The following is a 17,816-nucleotide window of genomic DNA, read 5'->3' on the forward strand; positions in this document are numbered from 1 at the left end:
GTCAGTCGGGTGCGCGAGCGCGCAGGGCGGCGAGCAGGCCCTGCGAGGGTTGTAAACGAAGATCCAGTTCGGCGAGCAATGCTTCGTGCATGTCGCGGCGGAACGGCTCCAGCCAAGTCTCGGCCGCCGCGGTCTCGCCGCGGGCGTCGGCCTGCGCCTGCGCATCGGCGCGCAAGCGTTCGAAACGTCGCGCCAGCAGCGTCGGTGCGGCGGCCAGCAGGCCGCGTTCGCGCCGCGCCAAGGCGCGTTCCATCACCGCGTCCATCGCCGCGAGCTTGGACAGCTCGGGCGACATCAGCGTCAAGCGGTCGCGCAAGCGTTCGCGCAGGCGGCCGGCGCCGGCTTCCATGGTCTGTTGCAGCACCAGGTAGCGCTGGCGGAAGAAGGCGAAATCGCTGACGTCTTCGCGCGCGGCGGCCGAGCGCGCGGGGGCGTGCGAGGGCGCGGGCGCGGCGGCGAAGGCGCGGTCGCTGGCGATCGCCGCGGCCATGGCCTGACGCACGCGCGCGCATTCGCGCTCCTCCGCGTCCACGGGCGTGGGCGCGCCGAAGCCGGGCACGGGCGCGGCGCCGTCCAGGGCCGAAGACAGGGCCAGGGACTGCGTCCATTCGATCCATTGGCTGAGCCGGTCCGACAACGGCGGCGCGCCGGGCGCCACCTGCGCATCGGCGAGGCGGGCGAGCAGGCGGATCAAGGTCGGACCACGGACCGCCGCCCGTCGGGGAGATTCCACTATCAACAAACTGGTCTGGCTAAAAGTTCGTCATTTTACACGCGCGGCGCGACCGCCCGCCGTTCGCCGCGGCGGGCGGTTGGGCGTGCGGTCATGGCGGCTGAATTGAATTAACCGCCGCGATGGATTGACTCGGCGGGGACGAATATGCCAGCGGCGCCGCGATTTTCGCCGCGAGAACGCGAAACGGCGCCGCGCGGCAGGGGGGAGCGCGCGGCGCCGTTTCGACCTTTAAGGCGCGCAATGGGCCCGGGCCGGGCGCCAGCCGAGCGCGCGCGCCGGCAAGTACAGCAAGGACTGCAGGAACGCGAACACCGCGCCCAGAGTGATGCCGAGCAAACGCAGCGGCAGCGCCAACAGCCAGACCAGCGGCCACAGCACCAGCGCGAGCAGGGCCAGCGGCCAGCACAGGACGAACAGCAGGCACCAGGCGAGCAGAGCGAGCAGCGTTTTCACTTCGGGTTCCTCATCGAGGGACGGCGGCGCCTCGGGGCGGGCGCATGCTCACCTTGCGGCCGCGGCCCGCGCGCGGCAACGGCGCTGCGACGAAACCGCCCGCGCGGCGGACAGAACCCGGCCGGCGGCGACGAAATCCGCCGCCGGGCTCAGTGCGCGCGCCGGGCCGCGCGCTGCGGCAACAGCAGCACACCCGCGACGATCAGCCCCGCCAGCACCGCCGAGGCCGCGTAGCGGCTCAGCGCCAGGCCGCCGCTGTCCAGCGGCTTGTCGAGAAAATCCCCGACCACGGCGCCGAACGGGCGGGTCAGCAAGAACGCCGCCCAGAACAGCAGCGTGTGCGACAACTGCGTCCACCAATACAGGACGACGACCACGCCGAGCGCCGCGGCGAAAATGCCGATGCCGCCGAGATAACCCAGGCCGGCCGTGTCGGCGGCCCAATCGCCCAAGGCGGTGCCCAGCGTCTGCGAGAACATCACGGTGAGCCAGTAAAACGCCTCCGCGCGCGGCTCGGCGACGTTTTCCACCGCGATCGACCCCAGGCTGCGATGCCACCGCCACAACGAGATCAGCAGCAGCGCCGACAGCAGCGCGGTGCCGCCGGTGTAGCCGATGCCGAGCGAACGCGTGGCGAAATCGGCGAGCGTGGTGCCGACCGTGGTGCTGGCGACGATGGTCGCCCAGTACAGCAACGGGTGAAACCGGCGTGCGCGGATCTGCGCCGACACCGCCAGCGCGAACAGCGCGGCGAAGATGCCGGTGCCGGCGAGATAGCCCAGTCCCATCGACATCGACACCGCATCGCCGCCGGTTTCGCCGAGCGTGGTGGCGAGGATCTTCAGTACCCAGAACGAAGCGGCGACTTCGGGCACCTTGCTGGGAATCGGATGCGGCGGGGAATCGGGCGTAGTCATGGGCAGGCCGGGCGACGGGGAAACGCCGGCGCGCGGGCGCCAGCGACCCGGCCAGTGTCGGCGGGGGCGTGTCGGAGCCGCGTCCGATCCCGCGCGCGGGTCGAGCGGACGTTCGCCGAAGCGGGCCGCGCCCGGCGCGCAGGCTACCCGCGCGAACGCGCGGCTTGGATCTCGTCGCGATGCTCCAGCGCCCAGTCCGCCAAGCCGCGCAACGGGCCGATCAGCGAGCGCCCCAGCGCGGTGAGTTCGTACTCCACCGCCGGCGGCACGCTCGGATGCACGGTGCGCGACACCAGCCCGTCGCGTTCCAGCGTGCGCAAGGTCAAGGTCAGCATCCGATGCGAAATGCCGTCGATCCCGCGCCGCATCGCATTGAAACGCTGCGGGCCGGCGGCCAGCGCGCCGACCACCATCACCGTCCATTTGTCGCCGATGCGGCCGAGCACGTCGAGCACGATCCGGCAATCGGCGTAGGGATCGGTTCGGCTCGCCTCGCTCATCGTCTCGCTCCTCGCCCACGGACTGGCTTTATGCGCGCGGCAACCCGAACGCGGGCTGCGGGAACAAATTTGTGCGTACTTGCGGGTTGCGCGAGCGCGGCCAAAATCGGCCGCGCACTTTCCACCACGAGGATAACGCAATGAAAATCGGGATCGGCGGCGCCAGCGGACAGCTCGGCGCCGCGGCGGTGACGCAGACCAAGGCCCGCGCCGGCGCGGCCGCGGTGGTGGCGATTTCGCGCACGCCGCAAGCGGTGCGCGGCGCCGACGAAACGCGCCATGGAGACTACGACCGGCCGGACAGCCTGCTCGACGCGTATCGCGGGCTCGACCGCCTGCTGCTGGTGCCCGGCCCCGATGTCCGCCCGGGCGTGCGCGCGCGCCAGCTCGTCGCCGCCATCGACGCGGCCGTCGCCGCCGGCGTGAGCCATGTGGTGCTGATTTCCTCGGCCGCCACCCGCGAAGCGGCGGAGCCGTCGATGTACGCCCCGTACTGGGCCGCCGAACAGCATCTGATGCGCACGGCGCCGCGCTGGACGATCCTGCGCATGAACTATTTCGCCGAATCCTTCGCGCAAATCCTGCAGCGCGGCGCCGCCAGCGGCGTCATCGCCGGCTTGGCCGAAAACCGCGTGGCCTACGTGGCGCGCGAGGACGTGGCGGCCGCGGCGGCCGGCATCCTCGCCGGCGACGGCCACGCCGGCGCGATCTACCACGCCACCGGCCCGGCCGCGCTCGGCGGCGCGCAGCGCGCGGCGATCGCCGCCGAAGCGCTGGACCAGCCGCTGCGCTTCGTCGCCGTGGACGAGGCGCGACTGCGCGCCGGCATCGCCGCGGCCGGCATCCCGGCCGAGTACGGCGACGCCGTGGTCGACATCGAAAAGAGCTTCGCCGCCGGCAGCTTCGACATCGTCACCGGCGACGTGGAGCGCCTGTCCGGACGCGCGCCGATGGCCCTGTCCGACGTGCTGCAGCGCGAATGCCGGCGCCCGGCCGCGCAGGACCGGGCTTAAGCCGCCGACGCGCGCCTTCGCGCCGCGCATGACACCGCGCACTTGAGCGCCCCCGGCGGCGATGGCAGCATCGCCGCCGTGAACGACCTCCCCGCCGACCCCGTCCATCTGCGCGACCTCGCGCGCCTGCGCAAAGTGCGCGACCGCATCGACCGCGAATACGCCCAGCCGCTCGACGTGGAGGCGCTCGCGCGCGGCGCGCACATGTCGGCCGGGCATCTGAGCCGGCAGTTCCGCGCCGCGTACGGCGAATCGCCCTACTCCTATCTGATGACCCGCCGGATCGAGCGGGCGATGGCGCTGCTCCGGCTCGGCCAGCTCAGCGTCACCGAGGTCTGCTTCGCGGTCGGCTGCTCGTCGCTGGGCACTTTCAGCACCCGTTTCGCCGAGTTGGTCGGGGTGCCGCCGAGCGTCTACCAGCGCCAGGCCGCGGCCGCCACCGAGGGCATGCCGGCCTGCGTCGCCAAGCAGGTGACGCGACCGATCAGGAATCGAGAAGCGCCGGCCGGGGAGCCGGACGTAGCATGACGTCTCCCGCCACCACCCACGCAGGACCGCCATGAACCTCAGCATCCATTCCAGCTTCCTCCCCCAGACCGACCCGGAGGCCTCGCTGGCCTTCTACCGCGACGCGCTCGGCTTCGAGGTGCGCAAGGACGTCGGCTACCAGGGCCTGCGCTGGATCACCGTCGGCCCGGTCGGCCAGCCCCAGACCTCGATCGTGCTGTACCCGCCGCAGGCCACGCCCGGCCTCACCGAGCAGGAAAAGCGCGCGATCGCCGAGATGATGGCCAAGGGCAGCTTCGCCATGCTCAACCTGTCCACGCCCGACCTCGACGGCGCGTTCGCCAAGCTGCAGGCCGGCGATGTCGAGATCGTGCAGGAGCCGGTCGACCAGCCCTACGGCGTGCGCGACTGCGCGGTGCGCGATCCGGCCGGCAATATGATCCGCATTCAAGCGGTCTGACCTCGCCAATCTGATCTAACCCATCTGGCCTCAGCGGCCTGATCCAAGCGCGCGACTCGCTCGCGCATCGCGGCGCCGCGCATCCGCGGCGCCGCCTTTCCCCGGCGCGCGCTCGCGCGCCCTGTCCGCGCGCCGACGGCGCGTCGCGGTCCTCATCGGAGTCCGTCATGAACTGGAACCACTGGATCCGGCAGTTCCATCGCTGGGTGTCGATCGTATTCCCGCTCACCGTGATCGCGAGCTTCATCGCGCTCGCGCAGAAACAACCCGTGGTGTGGGTGTCGTATACGCCGCTGCCGCCGCTGGTGCTGTTGGTTGTCACCGGTTTGTATATGTTCGCGCTGCCGTACTTGAATCGGCGGCGCGCCCGCCGCGCCGCCGCGCAAGCGCGCTGAAACCGCACGCGCGCTTCGTCGGCGCGCGTTGAACTATCGAACGCACGAGTCGCGATTCCGCGTCGACGCGCGGCGGCGCGATTCGCGTATACGCCTACATCAACCTGAATCTGCGCGACGGGTTGGCGGTTCGCCGCGCCCGACCTCGGGTTTGCCCCAGTTCACCGCCTCGCGCCGCGGTTCCATGTTGGCTGCGCACTCCACGCAAGCGCCTTGCGCGCCGCCGCCCCGCATCGCGTCCGCCGCGATGCGCGTTGCCTTCGCGGCCCCACTCGTATCGACGACCCTGCGAGCGCCCCCATGTCCGTCCAAGCCCTCAACCTGCGCAACAACGCCGCCACTTACGTTCCCGGCAGCGGCGACTACAAATCGCCGAGCAAGGCCGAACTGGAGGACCTGGCCGACAAGCTGCACGACGTCGGCGAAAAGAAAGCCAAGAAGGACGATTACGACCGCCGTCTGGAAGCGCTGGCGAGCGAGTTCCTGCCGACCTTGAGCCCCGAGGATCGCGGCCGTTTCATCGGCACGGTCATGGAGAAGGACAAAGGCGCGCTGGATTCGTGGCTGCAGAAAGGCCGGCTCGACAAACTGGTCGACAGCGGCCGGATCGAGGACGCCGACCGCAAGCGCGTGCTCGACGGCGTCAGCCGCGGCTTCGGCGACGATCACATTCCCAAGGACAAGGCCGCCGAATTCGTCGACACCGGCCGCAAGCCCGAGCCGCAACCCGAGCCCGCGCCGCCGAAGGACGACAAGCCCTCCGAGCCGCCCAAGGACATCCTCAAAGACGGCTTCCGCGAATTCGGCAAGAACGACCGCGTCGTTTACGACGACATCCAGAACGTGTCCTACCCCGGCGAATACCAGGACGGCTGGCTGCGCTTCGAGACCAAGGACGGCGGCAAGTTCGCCGTCGATCGGGCCTCCGCGCCGGGCGCGTACGCGCTGGCCGAGCGCAAGTACCTCGATGCGGGCCAACAGACCATCGACAACGCGCGCGACCGGGCCAAGCTCGATCCGACCGCCAAGACCGACGTGTTCTCGCTGGAAACCAGCGAGGAGGTGGACGGCCACAAGCTCAAGGTCGGCGATGCGGCGATGAAGCTGATGATCGACGAGATCAAGGGCAAGAAGGACTTGTTCGACGGCAGCCCGCAGGCCGAGTTCCTGCGCATGGTCGAGGCGCGCAGCGCGGTGACCCACGGCAAGTTCGTCCATCCGGTCTACGAGAACCGCCACATCAACGTCGGCGGCCGCACCAAGACCGAGACCGAAAATCTGCTCAAGCTCGAACCGGCGGACATGAAGGAGATGCTGGACGAGGGCAAGATCAATCAGCGCCTGGACGCGCTGATGCGCGACGAACAGGTCTCGGCGCTGTACCAAAAGAGCTTGCAGGAAGCCGTCGGCAAGGTGCCCGAGGAGGAGCGCAAGTCGATGGCCGACCAACTGGCCAAGGTGGTGGAAAGCTCCGACTACGTGCAGGAGATCGGCAAGCTTCCGAAGTGGGATCAGCCGCGCGCGCAGGCCGATGTCGAGGACGCGATCTCGCAGTTGGGCCTGCTCGATCCCGATCGCGCCAAATCCGCCGGGCAGAAGTTCGCCATGAACGCGCTGGCGCGCGACATCGACGCGGGGCTGGCCGATGGCGAATTCACGCCGGAAGCCGAGGTGGACGGCGTCGAGGCGGGGCTAGGCGCGGTCACCAACGCAATGGAAAAGGCCAAGCTGCCGGTCGATCTGGCCGACGGCATCGACGAGTTCCTCGACAAGGGCGGCGACGCGGCCAAGCGCGATTTCGCCCAGGTCGCCAAGGAATTGCGCGCCGAAGGCTACGCGCCGGAGGACATCGACAAGGCGTTCTCGCGGGTGGATTTCCAAAGCGACAAGAAGGACACGATCCGCGGCCTCATCGGTCAGCTCGATTCCAGCGGCCTGCTGCCCTCGGTCACCGGCGCCATCGGCATCGCCTCGACCGTGCGCGGGTTGGTGAAGGACGGCTTCGGCGAAACGCCCGAGGAGAAACTGGCCGTGGCCGGCGGTTTGATCGGCATGGTCGGCTCGCTGCAGGACGCGCACAAGCTGCTGTCCAACCTCGGCAAGGGCATCGACGGCTCGGCGCTGGATCTGCTCGGCGTGGACAAGGCGGTGAAAGACAACATCGGCGTGGACACGCGCTACGGCAATCAGGCGGTATCGGCCGTCGGCGGCAACGTCGCCGCCGCCGATATTCCGCCGACCGACATCGCCAACCGCGATCAGATCGTCAAGGGCATCGAACAGACCGCGGGCGATCCGGCCAAGGGCAGCCTCTCGCGCATTTCCGCCTCGACCTTGAAAGTGCTGTCGGACTATTCCGGCAAGGCCGGCGGCGTGCTCGGCGTGGTCACCGGCGGCATGGGCGCGGCCGAGGCGTTCAAGGGCGACAGTTCGCCGGCGGAAAAGGCCGAAGCGGTGCTCGGCGTGGTGTCGGGCACGCTGGAACTGGCGCCGGACGTGCTCAAGGCCGGCAGCAAGTTCGTCTCCGCGGTCGGCGGCCAGGCCGCCGGCGCGGTGGCCGAGCGCGTGGTCGGCGCGATCACCCGCGGCTTGGGGCCGGTGGGCATGTTGCTGAGCGTCGCGTCCGAGTTGGTCTCGGTATTCGTCAACAACGCCAAGGACAAGAAGGAAGCCAAGGAGCAGTACGAGTGGTTCTCCAAGCTCGGCGAGGACGGCGTGACCCAGGGCGACTGGAACCTCAAATACGACTACGCCGTCACCACGCTCAACAGCTTCGGCAACGCGCGCGACTACATCAACAACCTGCGCGAACTGCGCGGCGCCGACTGGGGCGGCCGGCAGGCGCCGGGCGACCGCAGCATCTTCGACTTCCACCGCGAGGAGTTCGCCGACTTCAAGAGCAAGTGGGAGAAGGATCGCGGCGCCGACACCTATGTGGAGTTCCTCGATGCGGACAAACGCAAGGCCGACTTCAAGCGCGAGAAGGACCACATGGACGAGGTGAAGGAGTACATGGACAAGCACCCGACGTATTTCCCGGGCTACAACGACTGGGTGCTGGAGTTGTAGCCGCCGAACGCGTGGCGGCGATCACTTCGCAGCCAACGCCTTGGCCGCTGCGCGCTTGCGCAGTTGCCGGCGCAGCAAGTGTTTGACCAGCGGCCCCGGCACCCGCCAGCCGCGCCAGCGCAGATGGCCGATGCGGTAGGTCGCCGTCGCGGTCGCCAGCACCCGGCCTTGTTCGTCGGTGAGGCGGCCGGCGGCGAAGCACAGCTGCCCGCGCCAATGTTCGATGCGGCCGTAGCCGAAGATGCGCCCCGGCCGCGCGGCCTGGACGAACACGGTCTTGGATTCGACCGTCACCGCGATGCGGTCGGGCGGCAGCTCGGCGTAGATCGCCGGGCCCATGCAGTCGTCGAGCATCGCCGCCAGCATGCCGCCGTGTACTTGGCCGAGCGGGTTGGTCAGCGCGTCGCCGACCTCGAAACTCACGCTGACGCTGCGGTCGGCGGGATTGTGGGCGTGGAAGCACCAGCCCAGCGTGGTCGCGGCGGCGGGCAGCGGCAGGCGTCCGTCGACCATCGCCCAGAACGTGTTGTCGGGCTGCATTCGCGCTTCTCCTTCCCATCGGTCAATCGGCGGCGAGCGACACCGCGCACAAGACGAAGCCCAGCAGCGACAAGCCCAGCGCACTCGCCACGCTGCCCACCGGCGTGCGCGCGCCGGTGGCGCGGCGCAAGCCCGCTGCGATCGCGACCGGCGGGGCCAGCGCCAACAGGCAATACGCTTGGAACAGCGTCAGCGACGCCATGCCCGGCCGCGACAATACGAACTCGTTCAGCAGCAACGCACCGGCCGCGACACAGGCCAGCCACGCGGCGCCGACCGCGCGCATCAGCGCGAGCAGCAACAGGCGCATGCGCGGCGGCACGCTGTCCCAGGATTGATCGGCCGCGGCGCGGTGATACGGCATGAATGTCCGCCGGGTCAGATAGGCGAGCGCGAACGCCAGCACGATCGCGAACGCGGCGACGTAGCAGGTCGCACCCATCCAAGCCCATGCACTCATGTCGGTCTCCCGCCGATGGCGCGGCCGCGGAGGAACGCGCGCCGTCTGCGCTGGCTACAACGCCCGCGCGCGGCCGCCGTGAACCGGCCGGCGCACGCGGCGCGGCCGGCTCGCTCACCGCGACTCACCTCGTTCGTGAACGCGTGTGACGCTAGGCCGCGATCCGCTGCGAGCGCGCCCACACAAGCCTCGCGGCGTCCGCGCCGGCGTGACGCGCGGCGGCAAAAAACTGCGGATGCGTGCCAGCGCGGCTTCGCGCGGCCTTGAACATCGCTTGCGTCCAATGCGCTTGCGCGTCGGCCCATGACCGACCTCCCCCATGCGGCACGCACGCGCACGCCGTGCGGCCGAGCGCGGTGCCGCGATCCGGCGGCATCGCGCGCGCGTCGTTCGCCGCGGCGCCGGCTTCGCGAGCGCGGCTCACGGCTGAACCTAAGCCGCTATCGGTGCGAAAACGCGAACGCCCGCGCTAACGCGGGCGTTCGCAGGTCCGGTCGTGCAGGCTGCGCCGCTCAGCTCAACGGCTGCAGCAACAGCATCAAGCACAGCACCCACATGAACAACGCGATGCCGCCGTCGAGCACCCGCCACGCGCGCGGGTTGCGGAACACCGGTTCCAGCAAGCGCGCGCCGAAGCCCAGCGAGACGAACCAGACGATGCTGGCCGCGCAGGCGCCGATCGCGAAGGCCCAGCGCAGTTCGCCGGCATAGCGCGTGGACAGGCTGCCGAGCAGGATCATGGTGTCGAGATAGACGTGCGGGTTGAGAAAGGTGAAGGCCAGACAGGTCAGCACCGCGGTGCGCAGGGTCTGCTGCTTGGCATTGCCGGCGTCGAGCGCGCCGGTGCCCAGCCAGGCGCGGCGCGCGGCCAGGAAACCGTAGACGCCCAGGAACGCGGCGCCGCCGAAGCGCAGCACCTGCAGCAGGCCGGGCCAGGCCTGCACCAGCGCGCCGATGCCGGCCACGCCGGCCAGGATCAGGACGATGTCGCTGAGCGCGCAGATCGCCACCACCGGGCCGATGTGGCGGCGGACCAGCCCCTGGCGCAGGACGAAGGCGTTCTGTGCGCCGATGGCGATGATGAGGCCGGCGCTGGCGAGAAAGCCGGCGAGGGCGGCGGCGGAAAACATGGCGGACTCCAAAACGATGACGACGACGGGGGACGCGGCATCCTGCCGCCCCGCCCGGATTAAGGCCAGCTAATTTTCCTTTACAGTGTCAAGAATTTCTAATGACGGCCGCCGGCCGGGAGCGCGCCATGGACCTCCTCCACCCGCAGTTGGCCGCGTTCGCGGCGGTGCTGGAAGAAGGCAGTTTCGAGGGCGCGGCGCGGCGGCTGTCGGTCACCTCTTCGGCGGTGTCGCAGCGGATCAAGGCGCTGGAGGACCGCCTCGGCCAAGTGCTGGTGGTGCGGCAAGCGCCGTGCCGGCCGACCCGCGCCGGCGAACGCCTGCTGCGCCGGGTCCGGCCGATGCAGGCGCTGGAAGCCGAGGCGCTGGCCGATTTCCTGGTCGAGGACCGCGCCAGCGCGGCTACGCGGCCCGTGGCGATCGCCGTCAACGACGATTCGCTGGATACGTGGTTCCTGGCGGCGATGGCGCAACTGCACAGCCAATACGGCTACCTGTTCGACGTGCGCGTCGACGATCAGGACCACACCCTGGACCTGCTGCGCAACGGCAGCGTGCTCGGCGCGGTCACCGCCGAGGCCAACGCCTTGCAGGGTTGCAACGTGCATCCGCTCGGGACGATGCGCTACCGCGCCATCGCTTCGCCCGAATTCGCCGCGCGCCATTTCGCCGGCGGCGTCGACGCGCAGGCCTTGGCGCAGGCGCCGATGATCGTGTTCAACCGCAAGGACGAGCTGCAGTGGCGCTTCGTCCGCCGCATCACCCGCGCGCGGCTGACGCCGCCGATCCATTACGTGCCGACCTCCAGCGGCTTCGTCGAGGCCGCCGCGCGCGGCCTGGGCTGGTGCCTCGCGCCGGAGCCGCTGGCCGGGCCGTATTTGCGCGCCGGCCGGATCGTGCTGATCGATCCTCAGCGCCATCTCGATGTGCCGTTGTACTGGCAACACGCGGCGGTGCGTTCGAGCGTGCTGCAACGCATCGGCCAAGTGCTGCGCGAAACCGCGGCCGAAGCCTTGCGGACCTGACCCGCGCGGTTGCTACCATCGCCCCGATCCACCGCGCGAGGCGTTCGTGTCCGCTACCGCTCCTTCCTCGCCGCCGGGCACCGCGCGCGAAGTGTTCGCCGCGTTCGCGCGCCTGGGGCTGACCGGCTTCGGCGGGCCGATCGCGCATCTGGCCTATTTCCGCGAGGAATTCGTGCGCCGGCGCGGCTGGCTCGACGACGCGCGCTATGCGCAGTTGCTGTCGCTGTGTCAGTTCCTGCCGGGTCCGGCCAGCAGCCAGATGGGATTGGCCATCGGCTTGTTGCGCGCGGGCTGGCGCGGCGCGCTGGCGGCGTTCGTCGCTTTCACCTTGCCCTCGGCGCTGGCGATGTTCGCCTTCGCCGCGCTGGCGCCGCGCTTGAACCAAGGCCTGGGCGCCGCCGCCGTGCACGGACTGAAGCTGGTCGCGGTGGTCGTGGTCGCGCACGGCTTGCTCGGTATGGCGCGGCGATTGACGCCGGATTGGCCGCGCGCCGCACTCGCCCTCGCCGCGGCGGCGCTGGTGTCGCTCAGCGGCAGCGCGTGGGCGCAGTTGCTCGCCATCGCCGCGGGCGGCGTGCTCGGACGCTGGTTATGCCGATCGGCGCGAACCGAAACCGCCTCCGGCTTCGCCCTGCCCTATGGCCGCCGCGCCGCCCTCGCCTTCGCCGCCGCGTTCGCGCTGGGTTTGGCGCTGGCCTTGCTGTGGCCGCAATCGGCGAGCGCGACGCCGACCGCGCTCGCCGCCGCGTTCTATCGCGCCGGCGCGCTGGTGTTCGGCGGCGGCCATGTGGTGCTGCCGCTGCTGCAGCAAGCGGTGGTCGACAGCGGCTGGATCGGCGCCGACCGTTTCCTCGCCGGCTACGGCGCGGCGCAGGCGATGCCCGGGCCGATGTTCTCGCTGGCGGCGTTTCTCGGCGCCGAAACGCCGCTGGCGGCGCCCGCGGCGGTGGGCGCGGCGATCGCGCTGGCGGCGCTGTTTCTGCCCGGTTTCTTGATCCTGCTGGCCGCGCTGCCGGCGTGGAAGACGCTGGCCGGCCGTCCCGCCGCGGCCAGCGCGATGGCCGGCGTCAACGCCGCGGTCGTCGGGCTGCTGGCGGCGGCGCTGTGGTCGATCTGCGGCGCCGGCGTGCGCGGCTGGTCGGATACCGCCATCGTCGCGGTCGGCTTCGCGCTGCTGGCCGTCGCGCGCTTGTCGGCGCTGTGGATCGTGTTGTGGTGCCTCCTCGCCGCGGTCGCGGCCAGTCTGCTCGGCTGACCGCGCGCGCTCAATCGATATGAACCATCTCGATTCCGCGCGCCGTGCATAAGCGCAACGGCGCGCCTTTGCGCAAGCTCTGCATGGGGTAACAACGGCATTGCGTCGAAGCCGCGGGCTGCGCGCCGGGCGGGACGAAGACGGGGCCATCGTAGACGCACGCGCTCTGGCATTGCTCGCTCACCCGGCAAGCCTTGCCGCCATCGCGCGTGGGCAGATTGCAGCCGGGCATGCGGCCCCGGCCGCTGAGCGTCCCGCCCCAATCGCCGCGCAAGATTTTGCAGCGCCGTTCGAGTCGAGCGACGCAAGCGCGCGTGGGATGCGCGAAGCAGGCCGCCTCCCGCGTGCGATAGTCCGCCGCTTCCTCGGCGTGGCCAGCGAAGACGAGCAGGCCGGCGGCCGCCAACAGGACGATTCTGGCGCTCATGCATTTGCCCTCGAGACGATACGCGTAGGTCCGCAATGCAACGGCCCGGGATGGGCGACGGGGTTTCGCTCCCGGCGCGTTCATCCGCAAACGCATTCCCCTTGGCGTTGCGCGGGGCGCCGTTCCAGCCGCGCCTACGCCGGCGAATGTCGTAAAACCGTCGCCCCGGCGGCGCCGCTGCGAGCAGATCCGGCAAGGTCTGCCGCCCGATTCGCGGTAAACGCGAAGGCGCCCCGGCGCGCTCGTCAGTCGCTGGCGCGCCTGTCAGTTTCGCGTCAGCGTCGCGACCGTTAAGGAATGCTAATGTCGCCCGTGGTTTACCCGCACGGCGATCCAACAGGACCATGACTATCAGCCCGTTCGCCGCCACCGCCGCCGCCCGTGCCGGACACCCGCTCAGCCGCCTCGCGCTGCTCGCCGCCGCCTGCCTCGCCCTGTCCGCCTGCGGCGGGGGCAAGGACAAGAAGGCCGGCGACGGCAAGGACCGCGCGGTCGAAGTCGGCTATGTGGTGATGCAGCCGACCACGGTCGCGCTGACCAACGAATTCAACGGCCGCGCCGTGGCCTTCCAGAGCTCGGAAGTGCGGCCGCAGGTCGGCGGGCTGGTGCAGCGCCAGTTCTTCCAGGAAGGCAGCCTGGTGCGCGCCGGCCAGCCGCTCTATCAGATCGATCCGAGCCTGTACCGCGCCTCGGTCGAGCAGGCCGAGGCCGACCTCAAGAACGCGCGCGCCGCGCTCACCGCCGCCGACCTGCTGGCCCAGCGCAACAAGTCGCTGGTGGCCACGCAGATGATCAGCCGCCAGGATTACGACAACGCCTTCGCCGCCGCAGGGCAAGCGCGCGCGAACGTCGCCCAGCGCGAGGCCGCGCTGTCCACCGCGCGCATCAACCAGCGCTTCACCACGGTGCCGGCGCCGATCGACGGCCGCATCGGCCGCTCGCTGGTCACCGTCGGCGCGCTGGTCACGCCCGATCAGGCCGCGCCGCTGGCGACGATCCAACGCCTGGATCCGATCTATGTCGACGTACAGCAATCCGCGCAGCAGTTGCTGGCGCTGCGCGAGCAGCTGTCGTCCGGCAGCGTGCAGGCCAGCGAGACCAGCGCGCGCATCGTGCTGCCCAACGGCAATCTGTATCCGCAGCCGGGCACGCTGCAGTTCTCCGAAGTGCTGGTGGACGAATCCACCGGCACCGTCACCCTGCGCATCCGCGTGCCCAACCCGGACGGTTTGCTGCTGCCGGGCATGTTCCTGCGCGCGCGGCTGGCGCAAGCCACGCAGGCGCAGGCCTATCGCCTGCCGCAGCAGGCGCTGGTGCGCGGACCGACCGGCGACGCCTTCGTCTGGGTGGTGGGCGCCGACAACAAAGCCGTGCAGCGGCCCATCGGCGCCGACCGCGTCGACGGCAGCGACTGGATCGTCAGCACCGGCCTCAATCCCGGCGACAAGGTCGTCACCCAAGGCATCGGCTCGCTGCGCCGCGACTCCGTTGTGCGCGCGGTGCCGGCCTCGACGCCGCAGAAACTGCAAGCGCCCGACGCCGCTTCGGCGGCGCGTCCGGCGAAGCAAGGCTGAGGCGCGCGCATGATTTCCCGCGTTTTCATCGAGCGCCCGATCTTCGCCTGGGTGCTGGCCATCGTGGTCATGCTCGGCGGCGCCTTCGCCATCCGCAGCCTGCCGATCTCGCAGTATCCCAACGTCGCGCCGCCCAACGTCAGCATCCGCGCCAACTACCCCGGCGCCTCGGCCGAGACCATCGAGAACAGCGTCACCCAGGTGATCGAGCAGACCCTGACCGGCATCGACGGCATGCTGTACTTCAGCTCGACCTCGACCTCGCGCGGGCAGGTCACCATCTCGGTCACCTTCGACACCAGCGTCGATCCCGACATCGCCCAGGTGCAGGTGCAAAATCAGGTCCAGCAAGCGATTCCGCGCTTGCCGCAGCAGGTGCAGCAGCAGGGCATCGTGGTGCGCAAGGCGAATCCCGACGATCTGATGCTGGTGGCGATCTACGACGAGAACAACACCGTCACCAACCGCGATATCGCCGACTACCTCACCACCAATTTCCAGGATCCGATCTCGCGCATCGCCGGCATCGGCGACGCCAACGTCTACGGCAGCCCGTACGCGATGCGGGTGTGGCTGGATCCGAGCAAGCTGGCCTCGTTCCAACTGATGCCCAGCGACGTGGTCGCGGCGATCCGCAGCCAGAACGCCGAGGTCGCCGCCGGCCAGATCGGCGATCAGCCGCAGCCGGCCACGCAGATGCTCAACGCGCTGGTGACCGCGCAGACGCGCTTGCAGACCGCCGAGCAGTTCCGCCAGATCGTGCTCAAGACCCAGCCCAACGGCGCCTCGGTGCGCTTGCAGGACGTGGCGCGGGTGGAGATCGGCTCGGAGAACTACAACTCCTCCAGCCTGCTCAATGGCCATCCCGCCGCCGGCATGGCGCTGCAGTTGGCGCCCGGCGCGAACGCGCTGGAATCGGCCGAGCTGGTGCGCGCCGAAGTCGCGCGGCTGGCGGCGAACCTGCCGCAGGGCTGGAAGGTCGCCTACCTCAACGACGCCACCGACTTCATCAAACTGTCGATCAGCGAGGTGGTCAAGACGCTGATCGAGGCGATCGTCCTGGTGGTGATCGTGATGTTCGTGTTCCTGCAGAGCTGGCGCGCGACGCTGATCCCGGCGATCGCGGTGCCGGTGGTGCTGCTGGGCACCTTCGGCATCATTTACGCCGCCGGGTTCTCGATCAACACGCTCACGTTGTTCGGGTTGGTGCTGGCCATCGGCCTGCTCGTCGACGACGCCATCGTCGTGGTCGAGAACGTCGAGCGGCTGATGCACGAGAACCCGAACATGACGCCGCGTCAGGCCACCATCGCCTCGATGCGCGAAATCAACGTGGCGCTGATCGCCATCGCCTTGGTGCTGTCGGCGGTGTTCCTGCCGATGGTGATGTTCGGCGGCTCCACCGGCGTGATCTACCGCCAGTTCTCGCTGACCATCGTCTCCTCGATGGCGCTGTCGGTGCTGGTCGCGCTGGTGCTGAGCCCGGCGCTGACCGCGACCTTGCTCAAATCGCCGCATGCGCTGGCGGCCGAAGGCCCGGGTTGGATCGCGCGGCGCGCGCCGGGCTTGGCGGCGCTGCCCTCGCGCCTGGGCCACGGTTTCAATCGCGCGCTGGAATCCGCCACCGGCCGCTATCTGAGCAGCGTGCAGTCGATCTTCCGCCACCGCTGGGTCGCGCTGCTGAGCTATGCGCTGATCGCCGGCGCGCTGGCGCTGCTATTCCTGCGCTTGCCGACCGGCTTCCTGCCGTCGGAAGACCAGGGCCGGGTCAACATCCAGTTCCGTCTGCCCGGCGGCGCCACGCTCGGCCGCACCAGCGAGGTGCGCGATCAGGTCAACGACTACCTGAGCAAGAACGAATCCGAACTGATCAGCGCCGCCTTCATCGTCGCCGGCGGCGGCGGCCCGACCGCGTCGCAGAACTCGGGCCAGGGCTTCGTCAGTCTGGTCGACTGGTCGCAGCGCGAGAACGCCGACGGCAGCGCCGACGCGATGATCGGCCGCGTGTCCAAAGCGCTGACCGGCCTGCGCGACGCCAGCGTGTTCGTGCTGGCGCCGCCGCCGATCCGCGGCTTCGGCCAGACCAGCGGCTTCACCCTGGAACTGCAGAACACCAGCGGCATGTCGCGCGCGGACTTCGCCGCGGCCAGCGACAAGCTGATCGCCGCCGCCCAGCGCGATCCGCTGCTCGGTTCGGTGCGCCCCACGCTGTTGCCGGACACGCCGACGCTGCGGGTCAACAGCGACGCGCAACTGCTCTCCAGCCTCGGCCTGACCCAGGACTCGGTGAATTCGACCCTGTCCACCGCCTGGGGCGGCACCTACGTCAACGACTTCATCGACCGCGGCCGGGTCAAGCGCGTGTACGTGCAGGGCGATGCGCCGTTCCGCAACGAACCGCAGAGCCTGTATCAATGGCATGTGCGCGGCGCCGACGGACAGATGACGCCGTTCTCGGCCTTCGCCACGCTCGGCTGGGCGCAGGCGCCGACCGCGCTGCTGCGTTTCAACGGCGTGCCGGCGACCGAGTTGCAGGGCACGCCCGCGCCCGGCGTCAGCAGCGGCACGGCGATGGCGCGCATGGAAGAGCTGGCGCGCGCGATTCCCGGGGTGAGCGTGGCGTGGTCGGGCCTGTCGTTCCAGGAACGTCTCTCCACCGGTCAAGCGCCGCTGCTGTACGCGCTGGCGCTGCTGCTGGTGTTCCTGTGTCTGGCCGCGTTGTACGAGAGCTGGTCGATTCCGATCGCGGTGTTGCTGGTGGTGCCGCTGGGCCTGATCGGTGCGGTGGTCGCGGTGACGCTGCGCGGGCTGGAGAACGACGTGTACTTCCAGATCGGCCTGATCACCACCATGGGCCTCGCGGCGAAGAACGCGATCTTGATCGTCGAATTCGCCGAACAGGCCGAGCGCCGCGGCAAAGGCACGGTCGAGGCCGCGCTGGAAGCCGCGCGCCTGCGCCTGCGACCGATCCTGATGACCAGCTTCGCCTTCATCTTCGGCGCGCTGCCGCTGGCGCTGTCGACCGGCGGCGGCGCCAACAGCCGCATCGAGATCGGCACCGCGGTGGTCGGCGGCACGCTCACCGCAACGGTGCTGGCGGTGTTCTACATCCCGCTGTTCTATCTGCTGGTGCGCAAAGCGGCGCAGAAGCTCGGCGGCTTGCGCCATCGCGGCGGCGAGGGGCCGCAGGCGCACTGACGCGACCGCGCTAGGGCGCGGTCGCGCGTGCCGGCGCCCGCGTCGCGCTTTCCGCGTTCCCGGCTCGCGTCGCGCGCGGGGCTTAGCCTTCGTTCAGACCCTGCGCACGCGCTGCAGCGATCGCGCGAAGCCGCATGCGCACGAGGTTTCGCGGTGT

At 70.0% G+C, this 17,816-nt stretch carries 17 protein-coding genes; 9 read left to right on the forward strand and 8 right to left on the reverse strand.

From position 1 onward, the window contains the following. Nucleotide 1 precedes the first annotated feature (1 nt). From J5226_RS01385 to J5226_RS01400, 4 genes are all read right to left on the reverse strand, one after another. Nucleotides 2-736 carry a DUF3348 family protein gene (locus tag J5226_RS01385; RefSeq protein WP_215840289.1) on the reverse strand — a complete coding sequence of 245 codons (735 nt, stop codon included), beginning with the start codon at nucleotides 734-736 and terminating at the stop codon, nucleotides 2-4. Between the two features lie 228 nt (nucleotides 737-964). Beyond that, the gene (locus J5226_RS01390; protein WP_215838069.1) at nucleotides 965-1,189 is read right to left on the reverse strand and encodes a hypothetical protein; all 225 of its coding nucleotides are present in this window, start codon (nucleotides 1,187-1,189) and stop codon (nucleotides 965-967) included. A gap of 149 nt (nucleotides 1,190-1,338) precedes the next feature. Then, the gene (locus tag J5226_RS01395; protein ID WP_215838070.1) at nucleotides 1,339-2,106 is read right to left on the reverse strand and encodes a hypothetical protein; all 768 of its coding nucleotides are present in this window, start codon (nucleotides 2,104-2,106) and stop codon (nucleotides 1,339-1,341) included. A gap of 143 nt (nucleotides 2,107-2,249) precedes the next feature. Continuing rightward, nucleotides 2,250-2,606 (reverse strand): helix-turn-helix domain-containing protein, encoded by a 357-nt coding sequence (locus tag J5226_RS01400; protein ID WP_215838071.1) that lies wholly within the window; start codon nucleotides 2,604-2,606, stop codon nucleotides 2,250-2,252. 140 nt (nucleotides 2,607-2,746) lie between these two features. On the opposite strand from J5226_RS01400, the gene J5226_RS01405 reads away from it, so the two are divergent. From J5226_RS01405 to J5226_RS01425, 5 genes are all read left to right on the forward strand, one after another. Then, a complete protein-coding gene (locus tag J5226_RS01405) occupies nucleotides 2,747-3,619 on the forward strand; it encodes an NAD(P)H-binding protein (protein ID WP_215838072.1) in 873 nt (290 codons plus the stop codon). Nucleotides 3,620-3,697: 78 nt separating this feature from the next. Then, nucleotides 3,698-4,147 (forward strand): helix-turn-helix transcriptional regulator, encoded by a 450-nt coding sequence (locus J5226_RS01410; protein ID WP_215838073.1) that lies wholly within the window; start codon nucleotides 3,698-3,700, stop codon nucleotides 4,145-4,147. A 31-nt stretch (nucleotides 4,148-4,178) separates the two neighbouring features. Next, complete coding sequence (locus tag J5226_RS01415) at nucleotides 4,179-4,586, forward strand: VOC family protein (protein ID WP_215838074.1); 408 nt, start codon at nucleotides 4,179-4,181, stop codon at nucleotides 4,584-4,586. Nucleotides 4,587-4,753: 167 nt separating this feature from the next. Continuing rightward, nucleotides 4,754-4,981, forward strand: coding sequence for a hypothetical protein (locus J5226_RS01420; RefSeq protein ID WP_215838075.1), 228 nt, complete (start codon nucleotides 4,754-4,756; stop codon nucleotides 4,979-4,981). 300 nt (nucleotides 4,982-5,281) lie between these two features. Beyond that, complete coding sequence (locus tag J5226_RS01425) at nucleotides 5,282-8,050, forward strand: hypothetical protein (protein WP_215838076.1); 2,769 nt, start codon at nucleotides 5,282-5,284, stop codon at nucleotides 8,048-8,050. Nucleotides 8,051-8,071: 21 nt separating this feature from the next. On the opposite strand, the gene J5226_RS01430 is transcribed toward J5226_RS01425, so the two are convergent. From J5226_RS01430 to J5226_RS01440, 3 genes are all read right to left on the reverse strand, one after another. Then, entirely contained in the window at nucleotides 8,072-8,590 is a 519-nt protein-coding gene (locus tag J5226_RS01430) for a PaaI family thioesterase (RefSeq protein ID WP_215838077.1), read from the reverse strand. 22 nt (nucleotides 8,591-8,612) lie between these two features. After that, a complete protein-coding gene (locus J5226_RS01435; RefSeq protein ID WP_215838078.1) occupies nucleotides 8,613-9,050 on the reverse strand; it encodes a hypothetical protein in 438 nt (145 codons plus the stop codon). A 512-nt stretch (nucleotides 9,051-9,562) separates the two neighbouring features. Then, on the reverse strand, nucleotides 9,563-10,180 hold the full coding sequence (locus J5226_RS01440; RefSeq protein ID WP_215838079.1) for a LysE/ArgO family amino acid transporter: 618 nt from the start codon (nucleotides 10,178-10,180) through the stop codon (nucleotides 9,563-9,565). Between the two features lie 128 nt (nucleotides 10,181-10,308). On the opposite strand from J5226_RS01440, the gene J5226_RS01445 reads away from it, so the two are divergent. Both J5226_RS01445 and chrA read left to right on the forward strand, forming a co-directional pair. Next, nucleotides 10,309-11,205 carry a LysR family transcriptional regulator ArgP gene (locus J5226_RS01445; RefSeq protein WP_215838080.1) on the forward strand — a complete coding sequence of 299 codons (897 nt, stop codon included), beginning with the start codon at nucleotides 10,309-10,311 and terminating at the stop codon, nucleotides 11,203-11,205. Between the two features lie 46 nt (nucleotides 11,206-11,251). Then, nucleotides 11,252-12,460, forward strand: coding sequence for a chromate efflux transporter (gene chrA / locus J5226_RS01450; RefSeq protein WP_255322959.1), 1,209 nt, complete (start codon nucleotides 11,252-11,254; stop codon nucleotides 12,458-12,460). Between the two features lie 10 nt (nucleotides 12,461-12,470). On the opposite strand, the gene J5226_RS01455 is transcribed toward chrA, so the two are convergent. Beyond that, on the reverse strand, nucleotides 12,471-12,887 hold the full coding sequence (locus J5226_RS01455; protein ID WP_215838082.1) for a hypothetical protein: 417 nt from the start codon (nucleotides 12,885-12,887) through the stop codon (nucleotides 12,471-12,473). Nucleotides 12,888-13,231: 344 nt separating this feature from the next. Here J5226_RS01455 and J5226_RS01460 point away from each other — a divergent pair, with 344 nt between their 5' ends. Together J5226_RS01460 and J5226_RS01465 are read left to right on the forward strand one after the other, a co-directional pair. Continuing rightward, entirely contained in the window at nucleotides 13,232-14,461 is a 1,230-nt protein-coding gene (locus J5226_RS01460) for an efflux RND transporter periplasmic adaptor subunit (protein WP_215838090.1), read from the forward strand. A 9-nt stretch (nucleotides 14,462-14,470) separates the two neighbouring features. Then, nucleotides 14,471-17,659, forward strand: coding sequence for a multidrug efflux RND transporter permease subunit (locus J5226_RS01465; RefSeq protein WP_215838092.1), 3,189 nt, complete (start codon nucleotides 14,471-14,473; stop codon nucleotides 17,657-17,659). Nucleotides 17,660-17,816 lie beyond the last annotated feature (157 nt).

The organism is Lysobacter sp. K5869, from assembly GCF_018847975.1.
Classification (GTDB): Bacteria; Pseudomonadota; Gammaproteobacteria; order Xanthomonadales; family Xanthomonadaceae; genus Lysobacter.

Bases quoted from the DNA above. Each gene is read 5' to 3' on its own strand.
- J5226_RS01395 (WP_215838070.1), bottom strand. From the start codon at position 2,106: ATGACTACGCCCGATTCCCCGCCGCATCCGATTCCCAGCAAGGTGCCC.
- J5226_RS01400 (WP_215838071.1), bottom strand. From the start codon at position 2,606: ATGAGCGAGGCGAGCCGAACCGATCCCTACGCCGATTGCCGGATCGTG.
- J5226_RS01405 (WP_215838072.1), top strand. From the start codon at position 2,747: ATGAAAATCGGGATCGGCGGCGCCAGCGGACAGCTCGGCGCCGCGGCG.
- J5226_RS01415 (WP_215838074.1), top strand. From the start codon at position 4,179: ATGAACCTCAGCATCCATTCCAGCTTCCTCCCCCAGACCGACCCGGAG.
- J5226_RS01420 (WP_215838075.1), top strand. From the start codon at position 4,754: ATGAACTGGAACCACTGGATCCGGCAGTTCCATCGCTGGGTGTCGATC.
- J5226_RS01425 (WP_215838076.1), top strand. From the start codon at position 5,282: ATGTCCGTCCAAGCCCTCAACCTGCGCAACAACGCCGCCACTTACGTT.
- J5226_RS01430 (WP_215838077.1), bottom strand. From the start codon at position 8,590: ATGCAGCCCGACAACACGTTCTGGGCGATGGTCGACGGACGCCTGCCG.
- J5226_RS01435 (WP_215838078.1), bottom strand. From the start codon at position 9,050: ATGAGTGCATGGGCTTGGATGGGTGCGACCTGCTACGTCGCCGCGTTC.
- J5226_RS01440 (WP_215838079.1), bottom strand. From the start codon at position 10,180: ATGTTTTCCGCCGCCGCCCTCGCCGGCTTTCTCGCCAGCGCCGGCCTC.
- J5226_RS01445 (WP_215838080.1), top strand. From the start codon at position 10,309: ATGGACCTCCTCCACCCGCAGTTGGCCGCGTTCGCGGCGGTGCTGGAA.
- J5226_RS01455 (WP_215838082.1), bottom strand. From the start codon at position 12,887: ATGAGCGCCAGAATCGTCCTGTTGGCGGCCGCCGGCCTGCTCGTCTTC.
- J5226_RS01460 (WP_215838090.1), top strand. From the start codon at position 13,232: ATGACTATCAGCCCGTTCGCCGCCACCGCCGCCGCCCGTGCCGGACAC.
- J5226_RS01465 (WP_215838092.1), top strand. From the start codon at position 14,471: ATGATTTCCCGCGTTTTCATCGAGCGCCCGATCTTCGCCTGGGTGCTG.